The sequence below is a fragment of the Flavobacteriales bacterium genome (assembly GCA_025210295.1).
Taxonomy (GTDB): Bacteria; Bacteroidota; Bacteroidia; order Flavobacteriales_D; family Parvicellaceae; genus S010-51.
On sequence record JAOASC010000048.1, the window covers coordinates 276,298 to 293,163 of the forward strand.

Genomic DNA, 16,866 nt, shown 5'->3' on the forward strand with positions numbered 1-16,866 from the left:
GATTTAAAATCACTGCCGAATAAAACAATGGATATTCAAAACCTCATTTCTTTTATAGAAAACTACACCTCTCTTTCTGATGCAGTAAAATCAAAGTTGGAAGATGTTGCTTTTATTAAAACTTTCAAAAAAAATGAGCTTATCCTTTCTGAGGGTAGAACGGCTAAGTTTTTATATTTCAACACAATGGGGACCGTCAGAACATTCTATTATTTAGACGGTAAAGATGTTACACAATGGATTTATCCTCAAGGCTCTTTCTTTACTTCATGGCACAGTTATTTAGCACAAGAACCATCTAAAGAATCGGTTCAAGCTATAGCTCCTGTCTCTGCAATTGGAATAAGTTATAACAACTGGGAGCTACTCTGCAATGAATTTCATGAAATCAATACTTTTTTGAGGCTGCTATATGCACACCATCTTTCTTCAATTCATGATTTTTACAAGGGGTATTATTTCCTTACAGCTAAAGAAAAATATGCATTGCTACTCAACGTATTTCCTGAGATTATCCTAACAAGTAATCTAGGATATATCGCTTCTATGCTGGGAATATCTCAAGAGACATTGAGCAGAATACGTCGTAACTAAACAACACCTTACCAATAAACACCTTCACTCAAAGCTCAACCACTTTGCGTATAAATAATATTAAAAAGTACGTACAATATTAAAACCAAAAAAGACATCTCCCTCAGTCCAACTGCCTTCTGCATTAGAAAGAAAACCTGGTTCATTGGAAGATTGCGCATTCGAAAACAACAGTTGAAAAACATGTCCTCCTGTTTCCAAATCTACTCCTATGGTAAACGGGTCGTTATAAACCGATTCTTCTGCTCTACTCAGGTTTATCGCATAATCCATATTTAGAGATACTCGGTTACTAATTTTGTAACGTCCACCCAATCCTACAACAATTTGTTCATGGCTTTGAAAAGGTTCTAAAACTAAATTTTGTCTGACGTAAGAAGGAGCTATCTCTAACGATAATTTTTTGGTAAAACGTTTAGAAACCAACAATTGACTGGTATAACTATAACGGTCCCAATGCTTCATTAAAGGGTATTGCTGTTTGCTCAACAAAGTGTTAATATTTACCGTAAAATAACTTGAGATATTTACTCCTCCATCACTTCCTTGTTCAAGGTGTTTTAACTTTAAAGATCCGGCATAAGTTCTACGTAAAGACTCCCTACTTAGCCCCAGTTGAATATGGTTAGACAAACCATAAATCATTTGGATTTTAGTATTGGCATTATCTAACCCAAAAAAGGTTGAAACCCCATCTTGCAATGTTCCAAAACGATGGGAGACATACATATAAAGGTCTTTCTTTTTAGCCACTTTAGTCGATTGAAGGTTCCCGATCTTCATTGCCTTAAAAGCTGGGATTATATATTCTGGCTCTTCCATTATTTCCGCTTCTAACGAATTCAGTAAATCGTCATCTTGGCTATATCCTTGAACCACAATTAAACTTATTAATATTCCTATTATTGATTTCATTACCTGTTTATTTTACAATTTCACATTGATCTAACTTCACTTCTTCCATTAACTCATCATACCCAATAAATCGCCCAATTAAAACAACCTTATCATGTACCTTATAATTACTCGGCACTTCGTTTAACTGACAAAACGTGGTATGATTTAATTGGATGGTAGTACTATCTATCCCTGTAATTTCATCTGCTAATTGCACTGCTTTATTGGTCCATAAAACAGCATTATTACCTTGATTTAAAGAATCCAACAAACCATTGGTATCTCCTGTATAACTCAACTCAAGATCTTCGACACCATCATGACTTTGATACAGGTATTGATATACTCCTATTGTGATGAGTACTGCGGCTCCTAAAACCACTAAGATGATTTCATTTTTTGTTAAGGACATAGTTCAATTTTATTATTATTTCATCTGCTATTTTATTCCCTACAATGGAAGGAATTTCTATTTTAAAATCTTCTGGTTTAACCTTAAAGGTAGATCGAGCTATAATCTCTCCCTTAACCTTTTTGAGTTTTACCAATGTTTTAATGGGTTGTTCGACACCTTTTATCGTTATAGTTCCATGTAGTGGATATTCCTTTTCTTTTGCAGTTAACGCACTTAAGTTAAAACCGCTAATTTTTCCTTTGAATTTTGCTTTAGGATAAAGGTCAGTATCCATATAGTTTTCGTTAAAATGCTCTTCCATCAATGCGATTTCGAATTTAAATGCTCGAATAAACACTAATGCTGCGACGTCTCCTGTTTCAACATTCAAAATTGCTGTTGTACTTTTATTAATTGCCTCAACGGGTTCAAATGATTCTTTAGAACCAGAAAAGGTTGTTTCTCCTGTTTTGGTATAATACTTCTGCGCAGAAATGATTCCTGCATATAAAAGTCCTATACCTATAATTATTAGTTTTCTCATTTCTTTCTAGTTTTAGTTATTGTAAATAGCCATCTGCAATCCATTTTTCCATTAGTGCTCTATCATTGGCACTCAGTATTCCTGCTGGAGGCATTGGATTAGCCACATCATTCATTCTTTGGTTCAACACCCCTTGCTCGGTTTGGAATTTTACATTTTGATAGCTCCCTAAATCAATTCCTGCTGAAGGAGCTCCTCCTCCATGACATGTAATACAGTAATTGGTCATTATAGGAGCTATATCTGTGCTATAGGTTACCGTTTTTGTAATGTCATTTGTTGGTGCTTCCTCTATAATCGCCTTAGTACAATTCGATAGAAAAAACACACCTAATAGACTGATTGAAATTATCTTTTTCATACGATTTAATTTTGAATGGTAACGTTGTTAATTGTTATTTGCTGAACTCCATTAGCTGTAATCGTAATAGGCTGCGCTACATGAGTTACATCTCCTTGAGATGGGCCTCCATCACCATCTTTATCTGCAATAACATTGATATAATAATTCCCTGGATGTAAATAGGTAAATGTAAATTGATCTTGAGTTCCTACAATTTCTGGGAACAATAGAATCGAATTAAAATTATTTACATCGAAATATCCTGAATTATCGGTTAATGGGTCTCTTGATAAATAAATCAATAGGTTTTCATTTTGAATTAATGGATTTCGAGTTACATCAACTTGTAACATACCTATGTAAGGGTGGTCTGCTATGGTAAAAGGATCTCCAGATTGAACAGACAGAGAAAAAACATCACCTGCTCCTTGAGATAAAAACGTAGCTGAAGAAGCTGTATCAACACCACTGTTTACATACAAATTCTGTTGTACAAAACCATTAGAAAAATCCCAAGCTGGTATATTTTGAGGAAATTGAACAGTCGTAGCTGCAGCTTGTGCCATTGAGATATCCTCATTGACTGCTTTAAATGTCATGTGTCTTGTTGGTTCTAATAATCCTAAGCGACTAGTGTATGCATTAAAGTACAAACTGTCTTGGGTAAACTTCAATTCCATCCACATTGCTCTTTGTCCACCAACCGCATCTACTAAACGATAGAAACTTTCTGTATTCGTTGTATTAACACTATCCAAAACAAAATAACTGCATCGATAAATTCCATTTAATAAGCCTCCATTTCTCGCCATAATGGTTCGTGTATTTTTAAAGTCTGTCACAAAAAATGAGGTTAATAAATTCCCCATTGTTCCTCCTTCAAATAGTCCGTGAATGTGCGATTCTGAAATAGGTCGATAATCAAAAGAAAACCACTCATAATTATCGGCCATGATAAGGTTTTCACCAACCCAATGTCCTTGAAGGTTTTCTAACAATTCAAATCCTTCATCATTAATATTTACAGGATTTACTTCGCGACTAAATTCTTGTTGAATAGGCGTAGCTGGTTGTGGAGCTATATTTCGAATTTCTTTATCACAAGCTACTCCCAATAAAGCCGCACTACAAAAAATGGTTATTAGTTTATTCATTTTCATCTTATTTCTTTTTCCAATATTCTGTTATTATTTGACTACTCATTCGTTTCTCAACTTTTAAGGAATCTTTATTCACTACTGTTATGACGATATTTGGTTCATCCTTTAAAGCTGTTGCTCCAGAAGAACAGTCTACATACTTACCTTTTTGCTTGTACAATTTGACCTCAGAAAAGAAAGGGGAAACTTCTCCCTTTTTATACGTCATAGTACCATCTTTATAATGAAGAACATTTAATACTAATCCTTTCTGAGTATCATTCGAAATAGCATAAGTTGCTTTATGATAATGATCTTTCACCAGCCATTCTCCTGTAATAGATTCATGCTTACAACCTGTTCCTATAAAAACTAACAAGCCAAAAAATATGTTCTTTATATCATTCATTTTCTACAACAAAACTATAGTATCCTTTTTCCTTTTTTTTTGACCTATGTCAAAAACGAATGTTCTACTTATTTAAAAAACTGAAGGATAAAATAGTCTAATACAGATAGTCCTATAATAATTATCCCCCAAACCCACCATTTCAGGTGAATATTTTTGGCCACTTTCACCTCAGCCACAGTCCATACAACAACATACAACGTCCAAGCCCACCAACTCGTGATGTGATTGGCGATCATAACAATCATACCTGCAATAAAAAGCAACATAATTATCACAAACAGCACTATTTCTTTCTTTGTTCCTGCCATAACACCCTACCTTTATTGTCTTTTTTTGAACACCAAATTATAACGTGTCTTTTCAGCATCCCCATAGGTATAACTCCCATTGGTTCAGATAGACTTTGTTCCTCCTACAAATGTGTTCACATATTCAAATCCAAGCTGATCCATTTCATTCAGTAGATCTGTCACTGTTCTTACTTTTTGAGTTGTATGTAGGTAGTACTCCAAATTTCTCATCTCATTTTTTGACTCGGATTTTTTCTTTGCAATATAAATCCCTATGCCTCCCAATAGTTTTGTATCCTCTGCTCCTATTACCACATATTTTGGTAAAGCTGCTGTATTAACAGACTGACCATAAGCCGTTAACGACACCCCAAGTAATAAGATAATAACTATAAAATAAGTTGTCTTTTTCATTATGTTTAATGGTATTAATTATTTGATGAAACAAAGCTCTTCCTTTTTGCCTGCTTATTTTTTGACATAGGTCAAAAAAACTGTAGCACAGCTCCTCTAATTTTACAACTACAAAACAATACGACTATGGAACCTAAACTAATGCATACGCTTCCAATCGAAGCATATACTTCTCAAGAGTGGTTAGCTTTAGAAATGGAACACATTTTTAGTAAAACCTGGCAATTTGCTGGATTTGTTGAAGAACTAAAAGACACAGGGGATTTTATTACTGTCCAAGCTGGACTCAACAATTTATTCATTACAAAGAATAAACAAGGCGAACTTAAGGCTTTTCATAACCTTTGCAGGCACAGAGGAACTCAGCTATTAAGAATAGTTGGAAAAGCAGAAAAAGTCATCACCTGTCCTTATCATGACTGGGTTTACAACACTGATGGAGAACTCATCAACATCCCCAACAAAGCAGAAGAATTCCCTCACTTAGACAAAGCCAATCATGCATGCGACCTCAACTTAATAGAAGCTGCTGTTGGTATTTTTAAAGGAATGCTATTTGTTCATCCAGATAAAAATGCAGCTCCAATTTCGGATTATTTTAAAGGTCTTTTACCTTTATTAGGACCACATCAAGTAGAAGAATTGGTAGAATACTCCGAACACGAAGACCAACCTTTTTATACTAAGGTAATTCAAGCCAATTGGAAAATCGTGGTTGAAAATTATATCGACCATTATCACCTTGCCCATCTACATCAAAACACCCTTAACATGTATGACCACAAAAAAGCTGAATTTGGGTGGGTTGGCCCACATTATTGGTTTTATGAACCACTTATTAAGAAATACGAGAAAGATATTGAAAACAGTTCTCCTTATGTCTTAATCGATTCTGTCCCACGCGAACAAATCGGTGCTTATGTTCCTTGGTTTTTCCCAAACATTGGCATTGCAGAATCGGAAGGATCATGGAGTACTTTTCACGTTACGCCAATAGCTCCTGACCAAACCAAAGTCGTTATTCGCACCAAAGTAATGAATGTCTCCGAACAAGAAAGTGTTGCTCAATATATCAAATCAAGTCGTCATCCCTTTTGGAATAAATACGGAACAGGAGCAAAATACCAAGAGTCCTCCTATACTGATGACCCTATGACTTCTGGAGATTTTATGAAAGAAGACATATTTGCCTGCGAGCAACAACAGAAATCATTAAAATCTCCTTATTTTAGCATTGGAGCTACTGCCCAAAGAGGAGAATCTGCTATTGTGAAATTTCAATCAGTCATCAAAGAATGGATTGAAAATGCTGTAAACTCATCTAAATAAATTGAACCATGAAAAAGATCTTTTATATAATACTTATTACTATTAGTGCTATTCAATGTACAAGCACCAATCAAACAAACACCGCTGTTGACATCCCTTTTCAAAGTGTTAGTTATGAATCTCATATTCAACCCATCGTTCAAAATCACTGCTTAACTTGTCATGCAGGAAAGCGACCAAGTGCCCAATTAGATTTATCTACCTATGAAAACGTTAAAGCTGTAACTGAGCACGGTCCTTTATTAAAACGAATTAACGACCACAGCAACCCAATGCCAACGAGAGGTTTAATGCCAAAAAATGAGCGTCTACTCTTTTTAAAATGGGTAAAAAACAACTACAAAAAAGTAGCTGACTCTACAACGACCTCGCAAAACGATTATGAATTTACACCTCCTAGTATTTCACCTGTAGACATACAACAAGCACATGTCTTCGATTTTTTCAATAAGATGCAAGGACATTGGGTGGGTAAAATGAACCTTATGGGCGAAAACATTCCTTGGTTTGCCTTTGATTATAGAGCTACTGCTCCTTCTCATATACATGGGTTATTTGAAGGTGGAACCATTGGCAACTTGTTTAACGCTTTTTTTGTGGCCAACTATAAAGGAACTGAAACAATTATGGTTCGCAATGGTGGAATTTTAAATGGCATATACAGAACGAGTTATTTTGTGTTGAAAACAGTTGAGGAAAAAGGTGATGAAATTAACTATCGTTTTGTTGATGCTTATGGTGGTGAACAAATTATGTGGATGGAACTGACCTTTAATAGTGACCAATTAGAAATGGTCGTACATACCAGTCGATTTGGAACATATCCTAAACCAACAAAACACATGGTATTTAAAGGTAAAAAACAACATTTAGAACTTGCTCAAACAGCGGCTAAAATTCATAAATTCCCCTCCAAAGTTGTAGAGAAAACCTTTTCAAACGGATTACCAACTCCTCAATGGCAAGAGGGATACACGGCTACTTCGGGAAGTTATATGTGGCAGGACGAATCAAAAAGCATTGTTGAATTAGCTCAGTTGGCTCAAGACCCATACCCTATCAATGAAATTCCCTATTTAGCTCAAATGGATATCAACATTGAACAAACAGAACAAACCAAAGACCAAAAAGTTATTGTTTATTTATCTCGTTCCCCTCTAACAGATGAGCAAGGAAAAGTGCCTATCGAGTATGGATATATCAAACAGTCTGTTATGGATGAAGTCTTACTCTTCTCGGAAATAGAAGCACCAAATTTTAAATATACCTACCTACATCCAGGGACTTACTATTTAACTGCTTTTGTAGATGTTGATAATAACTCTTCCTTATCTAAAGGCGACATTACCAACACCAGTTTTAAGATTGAAATCCAACCTAAATCTTCTCAAACAGTTCACATTGAAAACATTAATGTGCAGAACTAACATCATTTTCGATTGAACTAAAACCCTGTCTACACTTTTTACCTCGCGTAAAAAGTGTATTTTTGTTTCCACTTACTAATTTATAACACTTAAAAACGTATAGCATGCAACTGTACAACAAATTAAGTGCGAAGGAACGCGCTGAACTTATAGACAAGGCGGGGAAAGACCGATTAACCATATCGTTCTACCAATATTTTCATATTGAAAATCCGCAACAATTTAGAAACGAACTTTTTATTGCTTGGGAAGCTTTAGATGTTTTGGGTAGAACTTATGTTTCCGATGAGGGAATTAATGCTCAAATTTCTGTCCCAGCTGAAAACTTTTTACAACTTAAAGCACAATTAGACAGCACTGGTTTTTTAAAAGATATCCGTTTAAATGTAGCTGTAGAACAAGACAACAAATCGTTTTTAAAACTTAAGATCAAAGTCAGAACAAAAATCGTTGCAGATGGTTTGGACGATGAGACTTTTGATGTAACAGATAAAGGGATTCACTTAAATGCTGAAAAGTTTAACGAATTAATGGAAGACCCTAACACCATTTTGGTGGATATGCGTAACCATTACGAAAGTGAAATTGGGCATTTTAAAGGAGCTATCACCCCTGATGTTGATACTTTTAGAGAATCCTTACCAATTATTGAAGACGACTTAAAGGAACACAAAGAGGACAAAAACCTGTTGATGTATTGTACAGGTGGTATTCGTTGTGAAAAAGCTAGTGCTTATTTTAAACACAAAGGATTTAAAAATGTGTTTCAATTGGAAGGTGGTATCATAGAATACACTAGACAAGCCAAGGAACAAAACCTAGAGAATAAATTTATTGGAAAAAACTTTGTCTTTGACCAAAGACGTTCGGAACGTATTTCTGAGGATGTGATTGCGCAATGTCATCAGTGTGGAGCGCCTTGCGATACACATGTCAACTGTGCCAACGCTGGATGTCATTTATTGTTTATACAATGCGATAGTTGTAAAGAAAAGATGGACAACTGTTGCAGCTCAGCTTGTCAAGAAATTGTTCATTTACCTGAAGCAGAACAAAAAGTTCTACGAAAAGGAAAAGAAAACAGCAATAAAATATTTAAAAAAGGACGTTCTGAAGTGTTAACTTATAAAAAATAAGCGGTCAGTTGATTCACCAAGCAAAATCATATCTTAGTTATTTAGGAAAGGCTAAAAGTATAAATGGAGATTTTGACCCATTTATTAGCAACCTATTGCTACATGTTTTTGATAAAAAAGATGAGTTTTACGCATTTAAAGCCATTGAATTAATTCGTAACAACCTTAAGTTGAACAACACCAAAATCGAAGTCAAAGATTTAGGGGCAGGTTCTAAAAAAGGGTATCAAAATGAGCGAAGCATCAACCAGATTGTCAACAGCTCTGCTAAGGCTCCTAAATACGGACAACTTCTTTTTCGCTTGGCTAATTACCTAGAAATTAACAATGCTATTGAATTGGGAACTTCATTGGGTATTTCAACTGCTTATATCAAAAAAGCTAGAAAAAATGCTGCGGTTTACACCTTAGAAGGAGCTCCTAACATTGTAAAAGCTGCCAAAAACAACTTTCAAACGTTGAAACTTAAAAACCTAGAAGTTATCGAAGGAAACTTTGACCAAACTTTACCCGTTTTATTAAAACGTTTATCAACAGTAGATTTTGTGTTCTTTGATGGTAACCATCAACACGAAGCTACGTTAAACTATTTTGAACAGTGTTTGGAAAAGCTTAACGATCGTACTGTTTTTATTTTTGATGATATTTATTGGTCAGATGGAATGACAAAAGCATGGAAAACTATTCAAAAAAATGATCGCGTTACCACAACGATTGATATCTTTGAGATGGGATTTGTTTTTTTTAACCCTAAACTGTCCAAACAAAACCTTATAATTAAATATTAGATGAGAGCATTAGTAATATCTGGAGGTGGTAGTAAAGGAGCTTTTGCTGGTGGAATGGCAGAGCACTTTATCAACGACTTGGGTATCGATTATGATATCTTTACAGGATCTTCTACAGGAAGTTTGCTGATCCCTATGTTGGCGTCTAATAATGTCAGAAAAGCTAAAAAAGTTTATACCTCTATTACGCCTAAGGATATTTTTACGTTGAACCCATATAAAATTCACGTGAAGAGAGGGGTAGTTAAAATTAGCATGAATCACTGGAATATTATTCGTTCGTTTTGGCGTGGGAATAAGACTTTTGGAAGTTCTAAAAAACTAAGAAAAACGATTGGTAAATTCTTTACTGAAGTTGAGTTTGAGTGGATTAAACGCAGTCATAGAGATGTGATTGTTACGGTTTCTAACCTCTCGCTTAACCAAGTTGAATACAAAGCCCTTAAAGATTGTAGTTACGAAGACTTTTGTGATTGGGTATGGGCTTCTGCCAACTTCTTGCCTTTTATGAGTTTGGTGACTAAAAACGGGATGGAATATGGCGACGGAGGTTTTGGTAATAATATCCCTATTCAGTCGGCAATTAATGCTGGAGCAACTGAGATTGATGTCATCGTTCTCGACCCCATTGAGTCTGTGACCAATCGTATGAAATCCACCAACGCCATTGACTTACTTTTTAATGTTTTTGACTTTTTATTGGATCAAACGACCAACAGTAAATTGGAATTATCTAAGTTGAGAAGTAAAATTAACGAGGTAAAAATTAATGTTTACCACACTCCTCAGAAACTGACGGAAAACTCACTGATTTTTAATAAAAAAAGAATGAACAAATGGTGGATGGAAGGGAGAGCTTATGCTCGAAAAGTAAAATCTGAACCCACCATTATTCAACCTGAAAAATAAAATGCTAGCATTGGATCAATTAGACACTATTTGTGCACTTTCTACACCACAAGGAGTAAGTGCGATTGCGGTAATACGCTTAACTGGACAAGCGGCGATTACTACGGTCAATCAATGTTTTACCAAAGATATATCTCATGCAAAGGGGTATACGGTACATTACGGTTCTATTGTTGACCAGGATAAAGTCGTTGATGATGTGATTGTCACTATTTTTAGAGGACCTCATTCCTTTACTGGCGAAAACACTGTTGAAATAGCTTGTCATGGTTCTACTTTTATCCAACAACGCATCATCGAAGTCTTACTTCAAAATGGTGCTCGATTGGCTGAAGCTGGTGAGTTTTCGAAACGTGCTTTCTTTAACGGGAAGTTTGATTTATCACAAACCGAAGCTATTGCCGATTTAATTCATTCTCAGAGTGAAGCGGCACATCAAATTGCTATCCAACAAATGCGTGGTGGTTTTTCTAACGATTTAAAAGACTTACGTGCACAATTGATTCACTTTGCTTCTTTAGTAGAGCTAGAATTGGATTTTGCTGAAGAGGATGTCGAGTTTGCTGATAGAACGGAGTTGATTAACCTCGTTCAAACGGTTTTGGAATTGGTACAACGATTAGCGCAATCTTTTAAACTGGGGAACGCCATTAAAAATGGGGTAAACACTGCTATTGTAGGAAGACCAAACGCTGGAAAATCGACTTTATTAAATGCGTTATTAAATGAAGAGCGCGCCATTGTTTCCGACATTGCAGGAACCACTCGTGATACGATTGAAGAGACCTTAATTTTAGAGGGCGTTGAATTCCGTTTTATTGACACTGCTGGACTGAGAGAAACAACTGATACCATTGAAAAAATTGGTGTAGAAAAAGCGTTGGATGAAGTCAAAAAATCGGCAGTTTACATCTATTTGTTTGACTGTAATGACTTATCAGTTGCTGATGTTCAACAAGACCTTGCTGAGCTACCTAATGAAATTGCACATATTGTTGTTGCCAACAAGTTAGATCTTGCTTCAGAAGCTCAAATCACCGCCTTTAAAGAAAGTGATTTACAACCTGTTTTTATCTCTGCAAAAAACAACAATGCGATTAACGAGTTACAAGCACAACTCCTCGAAACTGTTGATATTTCATCGCTTGCTTCCAACCAAACCATTGTAACCAACATTCGTCATTTTGAAGCCCTAAAACGCGCTGAAGAAGACTTAATCAAAGTTTCTGATGGTTTACAAAGTGGTATTTCAGGAGATTTTATCGCCATGGATATTCGCCAAGCCCTCCATCACCTCGGAACCATTACTGGTGAAGTTTCTACAGATGATTTACTAGGGAATATTTTTGCTAATTTTTGTATTGGGAAGTAACACCTATCTCATATTTTCAAACCAAAAAGTTAATCCTAAGCTATCTTAAATTAGCAATAAAAAGCAATCCAAAATGGTGTCTTTTTTAATTTTTGACTACCTTTGATACTATCAAATGATACTATCAAATTTTGAAACCACCATATCAAATAACAGATAAAATACTACAATTAGTTGTTTCCATTTCCGAGAAATTAGGAGAAATAAACGCTACGCATTTATACAAACCGCCAACAGAATTACGGAAAAAGAATCGTATAAAAACTATACAATCTTCTTTAGAAATAGAGGGGAATACGCTTACTGAGGAACAAATAACCGCATTATTAGAAAACAAGCGAATATTAGCACCAAAAAAAGATATCCTAGAGGTGCAAAATGCAATTAAGGTCTATGAACAAATTAATCGTTTAAACCCTAATCAACTAAAAGATCTTGAAAAAGCACATGGCGTCTTAATGAATGGGCTAATTGAGACAGCAGGAAAGCTCCGCACCAAAAATGTAGGGATTGTAAAAGGTTCTAAAGTAGAACACATTGCTCCAAGTGGAAGTATGGTAAAAGGCCTAATGAACGACTTATTTACCTATCTAAAAAAAGATGAGGACGTTATACTGATTAAAAGTTGTGTGTTTCATTACGAGTTTGAATTTATCCATCCATTTATAGACGGAAACGGTAGAATGGGAAGATTATGGCAAACGCTTATATTAATGCAACAATACCCCGTATTTGAATATCTTCCTATCGAAAGCCTTATCAAAGAAAACCAAACCAAGTACTATCATGCATTAGGGCAGTCGGATAAAATGGGTAGTTCTACACCATTTATAGAGTTTATGTTAGATATAATACTCCAATCTTTAGAAAACCTCCTTAAAACTCAAAACAGAACGCTAACAACAGAAGATCGTATTGATCTATTTAAGGACCTTATAGGCGCTAACGAATTTAGTCGAAAAGATTATTTACAGAACTTTAAAGAAATAAGCCAATCCACGGCAAGCAGAGACTTAAAATGGGCAATTGAGCGAGGTATTTTAACTAAAACTGGGGATAAGCGATTGACAAAGTACCTATACAAATAAATTAAGTTTGGGATACCTTAAATAATAAATACGACAGATGAAAACAACACTACTTATACTCAGCATATCTACTGCAATCACTACAATTGCTCAAGTTGATTATCCTATCGAGAAAGAACAACCAGAAAAGCCAGTACTTATTTTAGATGCAGCACCCGAACAAGGTAATCAAAAGAGAATAAAGAATGGCTCTTTTGTAGAATTGTATCACGACACCAAAACTATTGAAAACGAGGGAGAGTATCTCAATAATAAAAAGATTGGAGAGTGGAAATCATATTTCAAAAATGGTCGTGTAAAGTCCATTGGGTTCTACAAGAATGGAGAACTTGAAGGAGAGGCAAAATCTTATTGGGACAATGGAAACTTAAAATCTATAGGTCTTTATAAAAATGGTTTAAAAGAAGGACTTTGGAAATCCTATCATGGAATAGGAGGAGAGTTATCATCAGAGGTATTTTTTAAAGACGGTAAAATGGAAGGTGAAGTCATTAATTACTACACCAATGGTAAAATTAAGCGCAAAAGATATTTTGTTAATCACCTTGAAGATGGAGAATGTTTTTACTATCATAAAAATGGTGAACTACATGGAAAAGGGCTTTATAAAAACGGGAAAAAACAAGGGGAATGGCTTACTTATTATGATACAGGAAAATTGTATTCAAAAGTAAACTTTATAGATGATTCTCGTCATGGGGAGAAATTGACGTATCATGAAAATGGGAATCTTAAAATCAATGAATATTTTGAACAGGGAAAACTATCAGGAGCGTATAAATCGTACTACGAGAATGGGCAACTTAAATCGGTTAAACTCTATGCTAATAGTAAGCTGAACGGAAAAGAAATTATTTACCGTGAAGATGGTAAAAAGAAATCAGTTGGACAATTTGAAAAAGGTAAGAAGATTGGTAAATGGAAAAAATACAATCAATTTGGGAAGTTAGAAAGCATTGTGTTTTACGATAATGGAACTGTAACAAAAAGCACTTATAAACCAATAAAGTTAACAGCGGAAGACCGAATATTGGGATTCAAACACGAGATAAAAGATAAGGAGTTCAGTCTTGAGGATTACTTATTAAATTACAAGGACATAAAAAAGTCAACTGCCAATAGGGATTTAAAATGGGCAGTTGAACAAGGTATTTTAACCAAAACTGAAGACAAACGCTTAACTAAATACCAGTACACATCACTTTTACGGTGAAAAACAAGCCTATTCTCCGCATATTTGCGGAGAATAATTTATAGAAAACATTCTGAAAGTCAAACCATTTATCCTTAAAAAACTCATGGCTATTCAAGAGATTTTGAGTTATTTTGTCGCTTGAATTTATGAAGACCTCGATATTTTTAGCTTTTATTTTGACTTTTGGCGCTATTCAGTTGATAGCAGCTCAAGTGAAGTCTATAGCTATTTCTAGGACTGAAGAAAAAATTGAAATCGATGGCCAAATGAATGAAACCAGTTGGTTAAACGCTGCTATTGCCACTGATTTTCTAGAAAGAAATCCTACTGAGGGGAATCCTCCTAAATTTAAAACGGAGGTTCGAATGACTTACGACAACAATAATCTCTATGTTCTAGGCTATTGTTTTGATAATCATCCTGATAGTATTTTAACACAGTTGGGGGAAAGGGACGATAACCTCAACGCTGATTTATTTACCGTTTTATTTGATCCTTATCATCAAAAACTAGATGCTTTTGTGTTTAGTGTTTCCGCTTCTGGGGTACAATCAGACAGTCGTTTTTCGGATGCTTCTTTTAATGCTGTTTGGGAAAGTGCTGTTCAAATTGTTGATGATGGTTGGATTGTTGAAATGAGAATTCCTTATTACGCAATTCGTTTTCCAAAAGATAAACAGCAAGCATGGAAAATTAATTTTGAAAGAAATATTCGAAGATCCCGAACAGGGTTACAATGGTCTTTAGTCCCTAAAAACATTGAAACTCCAATCAATTACTGGGGAGACTTAAAAGGACTCTCCGACATTGATGATCCTTTACGTTTATCTTTATCGCCTTATGTTTCTTCTTTTACCGCTTTTTCAAAAGGCGAATCTTCCATTGGCTATGGTGCTGGTGCTGATTTAAAACTAGGGCTAAACGAGAGCTTCACCCTTGATATGACTTTATTACCTGATTTTTCACAAGTGCGATCGGATAATATTGTCAAAAACCTAGGTGCTTTTGAAGTTGTTTTTGAAGAACAACGTCCTTTTTTCCAAGAAGGAATTGACCTCTTTAATAAATCAGATCTTTTTTACTCCCGAAGAATTGGCGGTTTTCCAAGCGGTTACTCCAATGCATATAACCAGCTTGACTCTAACGAAGCTGTACTTGAGAACCCTCGAAAAACAAACTTGCTTAATGTTGCCAAAATATCTGGTAGAAACAAAAACGGGTTGGGAATAGGCGTTATGAATGCCATCACTGGTGAGACAAATGCTAACATTGAAAATACAGAAACAGGTGAAAAACGAACTGTAACCACCGAACCTTTGGTCAACTATAACATCATTTCCCTAGATCAAAATTTAAAGAACAACAGCTCCATCTATTTAATTAACTTAAACACCACAAGACAAGGAAATTTTATTGATGCCAATGTTACTTCACTAGGAGGTGAACTCGTTTCTAAAAACGCTAAATATTCTGCATCAGGGAACGTTAAGGTTTCTCAAAGAGACCATGATCTTGGTTCATCTATTTTAAAATCGGATGCTAGTGATGGTATAAGCTATTTTGCAAGCTTGAATAAAATAAGCGGAAATTTTAAATATGGCCTTTCTTCAGAAAATAAGAGCCGCACTTTTAATCCTAATGATTTAGGGGTGAATTTTACGACGAATATTCGTACACACGCCCTCAATCTACAATACAATAAGTACAACCCTTTTTGGAGGTTAAATAGTGCTTACAATAGGTTTACCTATAGTATCGATCAAAATTATACCACGGGAGAAATTCTTAAAAATGAGTACAACGGTAGCTTCTTTATCACAACTCCTCAATTTCATTCATTTTATTTATTTACAAGTGCACAAATAGGAGATGGAATCGACCTATTTGAATCTAGAGTCGCTGGTCAAAATTTTATTATTCCTGAGTTTTATTACAACGGTATAGGTGTCTCATCGGATTATAGAAAGCAGTTTGCTCTTGACGGAGAAATTGGTTATGGAAAAGGATATTTTACTAATTATATTAACAACCAATATTTTGAGGTGAATATCTCTCCAATCATTAGAGTGAATGATAAACTAACCGTTACCCCATCTTCTAGATGGGTTAATAAAATTGATGATGTAGGTTTTGCAGGTTATTTTGATGGAGTTCCTAAATATGGCGTTAGAGATGTTCGTACGTTTACCAATATTCTACAAGGGAAATACTTATTTAAAAACAACCTTTCTCTTACCCTAAGAATACGACATTATTGGTCTTATGGGCTATACGATTACTATGGCGACTTAGACGAAGCTGGTTATATCGTTAAAGATGATTCTTTTGATGGGAATGCGAACTTTAATTTTAACGCCTTTAACACCGACTTGATCTTTGCATGGCAATTTGCCCCAGGGAGCTTCCTTAACTTAGTTTATAAAAACTCCCTTCAAAGGGATACACCAACCATCGACCCCTCTTATTTTAGCAACGTAGGAACTGTTTTAACAGAAGATCAATTCAATAGAATCACATTGAAAGTGGTTTACTTTTTTGATGTAGTTTCTAGTTATCAAAAGGTTTTTGAGTAAGTATTTGCTAAAAATCCTGTAA

18 protein-coding genes are annotated in these 16,866 nt (G+C 35.1%); 10 read left to right on the forward strand and 8 right to left on the reverse strand.

Annotation, left to right across the window (positions count from 1 at the left end):
- Window positions 1–27 precede the first annotated feature (27 nt).
- Window positions 28–594: a Crp/Fnr family transcriptional regulator gene (locus N4A35_17470; protein ID MCT4583204.1), complete on the forward strand. Its 567-nt coding sequence runs from the start codon at window positions 28–30 to the stop codon at window positions 592–594.
- Window positions 595–654: 60 nt separating this feature from the next.
- On the opposite strand, the gene N4A35_17475 is transcribed toward N4A35_17470, so the two are convergent.
- From N4A35_17475 to N4A35_17510, 8 genes are all read right to left on the reverse strand, one after another.
- Window positions 655–1,509: a DUF5777 family beta-barrel protein gene (locus tag N4A35_17475; GenBank protein ID MCT4583205.1), complete on the reverse strand. Its 855-nt coding sequence runs from the start codon at window positions 1,507–1,509 to the stop codon at window positions 655–657.
- A gap of 7 nt (window positions 1,510–1,516) precedes the next feature.
- Entirely contained in the window at window positions 1,517–1,903 is a 387-nt protein-coding gene (locus tag N4A35_17480; GenBank protein ID MCT4583206.1) for a hypothetical protein, read from the reverse strand.
- Window positions 1,884–2,429: a YceI family protein gene (locus N4A35_17485; protein MCT4583207.1), complete on the reverse strand. Its 546-nt coding sequence runs from the start codon at window positions 2,427–2,429 to the stop codon at window positions 1,884–1,886. The genes N4A35_17480 and N4A35_17485 overlap by 20 nt, the downstream gene beginning before the upstream one ends.
- Window positions 2,430–2,445: 16 nt before the next feature.
- Entirely contained in the window at window positions 2,446–2,790 is a 345-nt protein-coding gene (locus N4A35_17490; protein MCT4583208.1) for a hypothetical protein, read from the reverse strand.
- Between the two features lie 5 nt (window positions 2,791–2,795).
- The gene (locus tag N4A35_17495) at window positions 2,796–3,926 is read right to left on the reverse strand and encodes a hypothetical protein (GenBank protein ID MCT4583209.1); all 1,131 of its coding nucleotides are present in this window, start codon (window positions 3,924–3,926) and stop codon (window positions 2,796–2,798) included.
- Between the two features lie 7 nt (window positions 3,927–3,933).
- Window positions 3,934–4,320, reverse strand: a complete 387-nt coding sequence (locus tag N4A35_17500; protein MCT4583210.1) for a hypothetical protein — start codon at window positions 4,318–4,320, stop codon at window positions 3,934–3,936.
- Window positions 4,321–4,388: 68 nt separating this feature from the next.
- Window positions 4,389–4,631, reverse strand: a complete 243-nt coding sequence (locus N4A35_17505; protein ID MCT4583211.1) for a hypothetical protein — start codon at window positions 4,629–4,631, stop codon at window positions 4,389–4,391.
- An 84-nt stretch (window positions 4,632–4,715) separates the two neighbouring features.
- Window positions 4,716–5,027, reverse strand: coding sequence for a hypothetical protein (locus tag N4A35_17510; protein ID MCT4583212.1), 312 nt, complete (start codon window positions 5,025–5,027; stop codon window positions 4,716–4,718).
- Window positions 5,028–5,153: 126 nt separating this feature from the next.
- Here N4A35_17510 and N4A35_17515 point away from each other — a divergent pair, with 126 nt between their 5' ends.
- The 9 genes from N4A35_17515 to N4A35_17555 all read left to right on the forward strand — a co-directional run bounded on the left by N4A35_17515 (window position 5,154) and on the right by N4A35_17555 (window position 16,844).
- Complete coding sequence (locus N4A35_17515) at window positions 5,154–6,356, forward strand: aromatic ring-hydroxylating dioxygenase subunit alpha (protein MCT4583213.1); 1,203 nt, start codon at window positions 5,154–5,156, stop codon at window positions 6,354–6,356.
- Between the two features lie 8 nt (window positions 6,357–6,364).
- Window positions 6,365–7,783 carry a hypothetical protein gene (locus N4A35_17520; protein MCT4583214.1) on the forward strand — a complete coding sequence of 473 codons (1,419 nt, stop codon included), beginning with the start codon at window positions 6,365–6,367 and terminating at the stop codon, window positions 7,781–7,783.
- Window positions 7,784–7,887: 104 nt separating this feature from the next.
- Complete coding sequence (locus tag N4A35_17525; GenBank protein MCT4583215.1) at window positions 7,888–8,919, forward strand: rhodanese-related sulfurtransferase; 1,032 nt, start codon at window positions 7,888–7,890, stop codon at window positions 8,917–8,919.
- An 8-nt stretch (window positions 8,920–8,927) separates the two neighbouring features.
- Window positions 8,928–9,707, forward strand: coding sequence for a class I SAM-dependent methyltransferase (locus tag N4A35_17530; GenBank protein ID MCT4583216.1), 780 nt, complete (start codon window positions 8,928–8,930; stop codon window positions 9,705–9,707).
- On the forward strand, window positions 9,708–10,616 hold the full coding sequence (locus tag N4A35_17535) for a patatin-like phospholipase family protein (GenBank protein ID MCT4583217.1): 909 nt from the start codon (window positions 9,708–9,710) through the stop codon (window positions 10,614–10,616).
- Window positions 10,617–10,626: 10 nt separating this feature from the next.
- Window positions 10,627–11,988 (forward strand): tRNA uridine-5-carboxymethylaminomethyl(34) synthesis GTPase MnmE, encoded by a 1,362-nt coding sequence (mnmE, locus tag N4A35_17540; protein MCT4583218.1) that lies wholly within the window; start codon window positions 10,627–10,629, stop codon window positions 11,986–11,988.
- Between the two features lie 131 nt (window positions 11,989–12,119).
- On the forward strand, window positions 12,120–13,076 hold the full coding sequence (locus tag N4A35_17545) for a Fic family protein (protein MCT4583219.1): 957 nt from the start codon (window positions 12,120–12,122) through the stop codon (window positions 13,074–13,076).
- 37 nt (window positions 13,077–13,113) lie between these two features.
- Entirely contained in the window at window positions 13,114–14,289 is a 1,176-nt protein-coding gene (locus tag N4A35_17550) for a hypothetical protein (GenBank protein MCT4583220.1), read from the forward strand.
- A gap of 128 nt (window positions 14,290–14,417) precedes the next feature.
- Window positions 14,418–16,844: a carbohydrate binding family 9 domain-containing protein gene (locus N4A35_17555; GenBank protein ID MCT4583221.1), complete on the forward strand. Its 2,427-nt coding sequence runs from the start codon at window positions 14,418–14,420 to the stop codon at window positions 16,842–16,844.
- The last annotated feature ends 22 nt before the right edge of the window (window positions 16,845–16,866 follow it).

Coding starts and splice junctions, on each gene's coding strand:
- N4A35_17470 (MCT4583204.1), top strand. CDS start 28: ATGGATATTCAAAACCTCATTTCTTTTATAGAAAACTACACCTCTCTT.
- N4A35_17475 (MCT4583205.1), bottom strand. CDS start 1,509: ATGAAATCAATAATAGGAATATTAATAAGTTTAATTGTGGTTCAAGGA.
- N4A35_17480 (MCT4583206.1), bottom strand. CDS start 1,903: ATGTCCTTAACAAAAAATGAAATCATCTTAGTGGTTTTAGGAGCCGCA.
- N4A35_17485 (MCT4583207.1), bottom strand. CDS start 2,429: ATGAGAAAACTAATAATTATAGGTATAGGACTTTTATATGCAGGAATC.
- N4A35_17490 (MCT4583208.1), bottom strand. CDS start 2,790: ATGAAAAAGATAATTTCAATCAGTCTATTAGGTGTGTTTTTTCTATCG.
- N4A35_17495 (MCT4583209.1), bottom strand. CDS start 3,926: ATGAATAAACTAATAACCATTTTTTGTAGTGCGGCTTTATTGGGAGTA.
- N4A35_17500 (MCT4583210.1), bottom strand. CDS start 4,320: ATGAATGATATAAAGAACATATTTTTTGGCTTGTTAGTTTTTATAGGA.
- N4A35_17505 (MCT4583211.1), bottom strand. CDS start 4,631: ATGGCAGGAACAAAGAAAGAAATAGTGCTGTTTGTGATAATTATGTTG.
- N4A35_17510 (MCT4583212.1), bottom strand. CDS start 5,027: ATGAAAAAGACAACTTATTTTATAGTTATTATCTTATTACTTGGGGTG.
- N4A35_17515 (MCT4583213.1), top strand. CDS start 5,154: ATGGAACCTAAACTAATGCATACGCTTCCAATCGAAGCATATACTTCT.
- N4A35_17520 (MCT4583214.1), top strand. CDS start 6,365: ATGAAAAAGATCTTTTATATAATACTTATTACTATTAGTGCTATTCAA.
- N4A35_17525 (MCT4583215.1), top strand. CDS start 7,888: ATGCAACTGTACAACAAATTAAGTGCGAAGGAACGCGCTGAACTTATA.
- N4A35_17535 (MCT4583217.1), top strand. CDS start 9,708: ATGAGAGCATTAGTAATATCTGGAGGTGGTAGTAAAGGAGCTTTTGCT.
- N4A35_17550 (MCT4583220.1), top strand. CDS start 13,114: ATGAAAACAACACTACTTATACTCAGCATATCTACTGCAATCACTACA.
- N4A35_17555 (MCT4583221.1), top strand. CDS start 14,418: ATGAAGACCTCGATATTTTTAGCTTTTATTTTGACTTTTGGCGCTATT.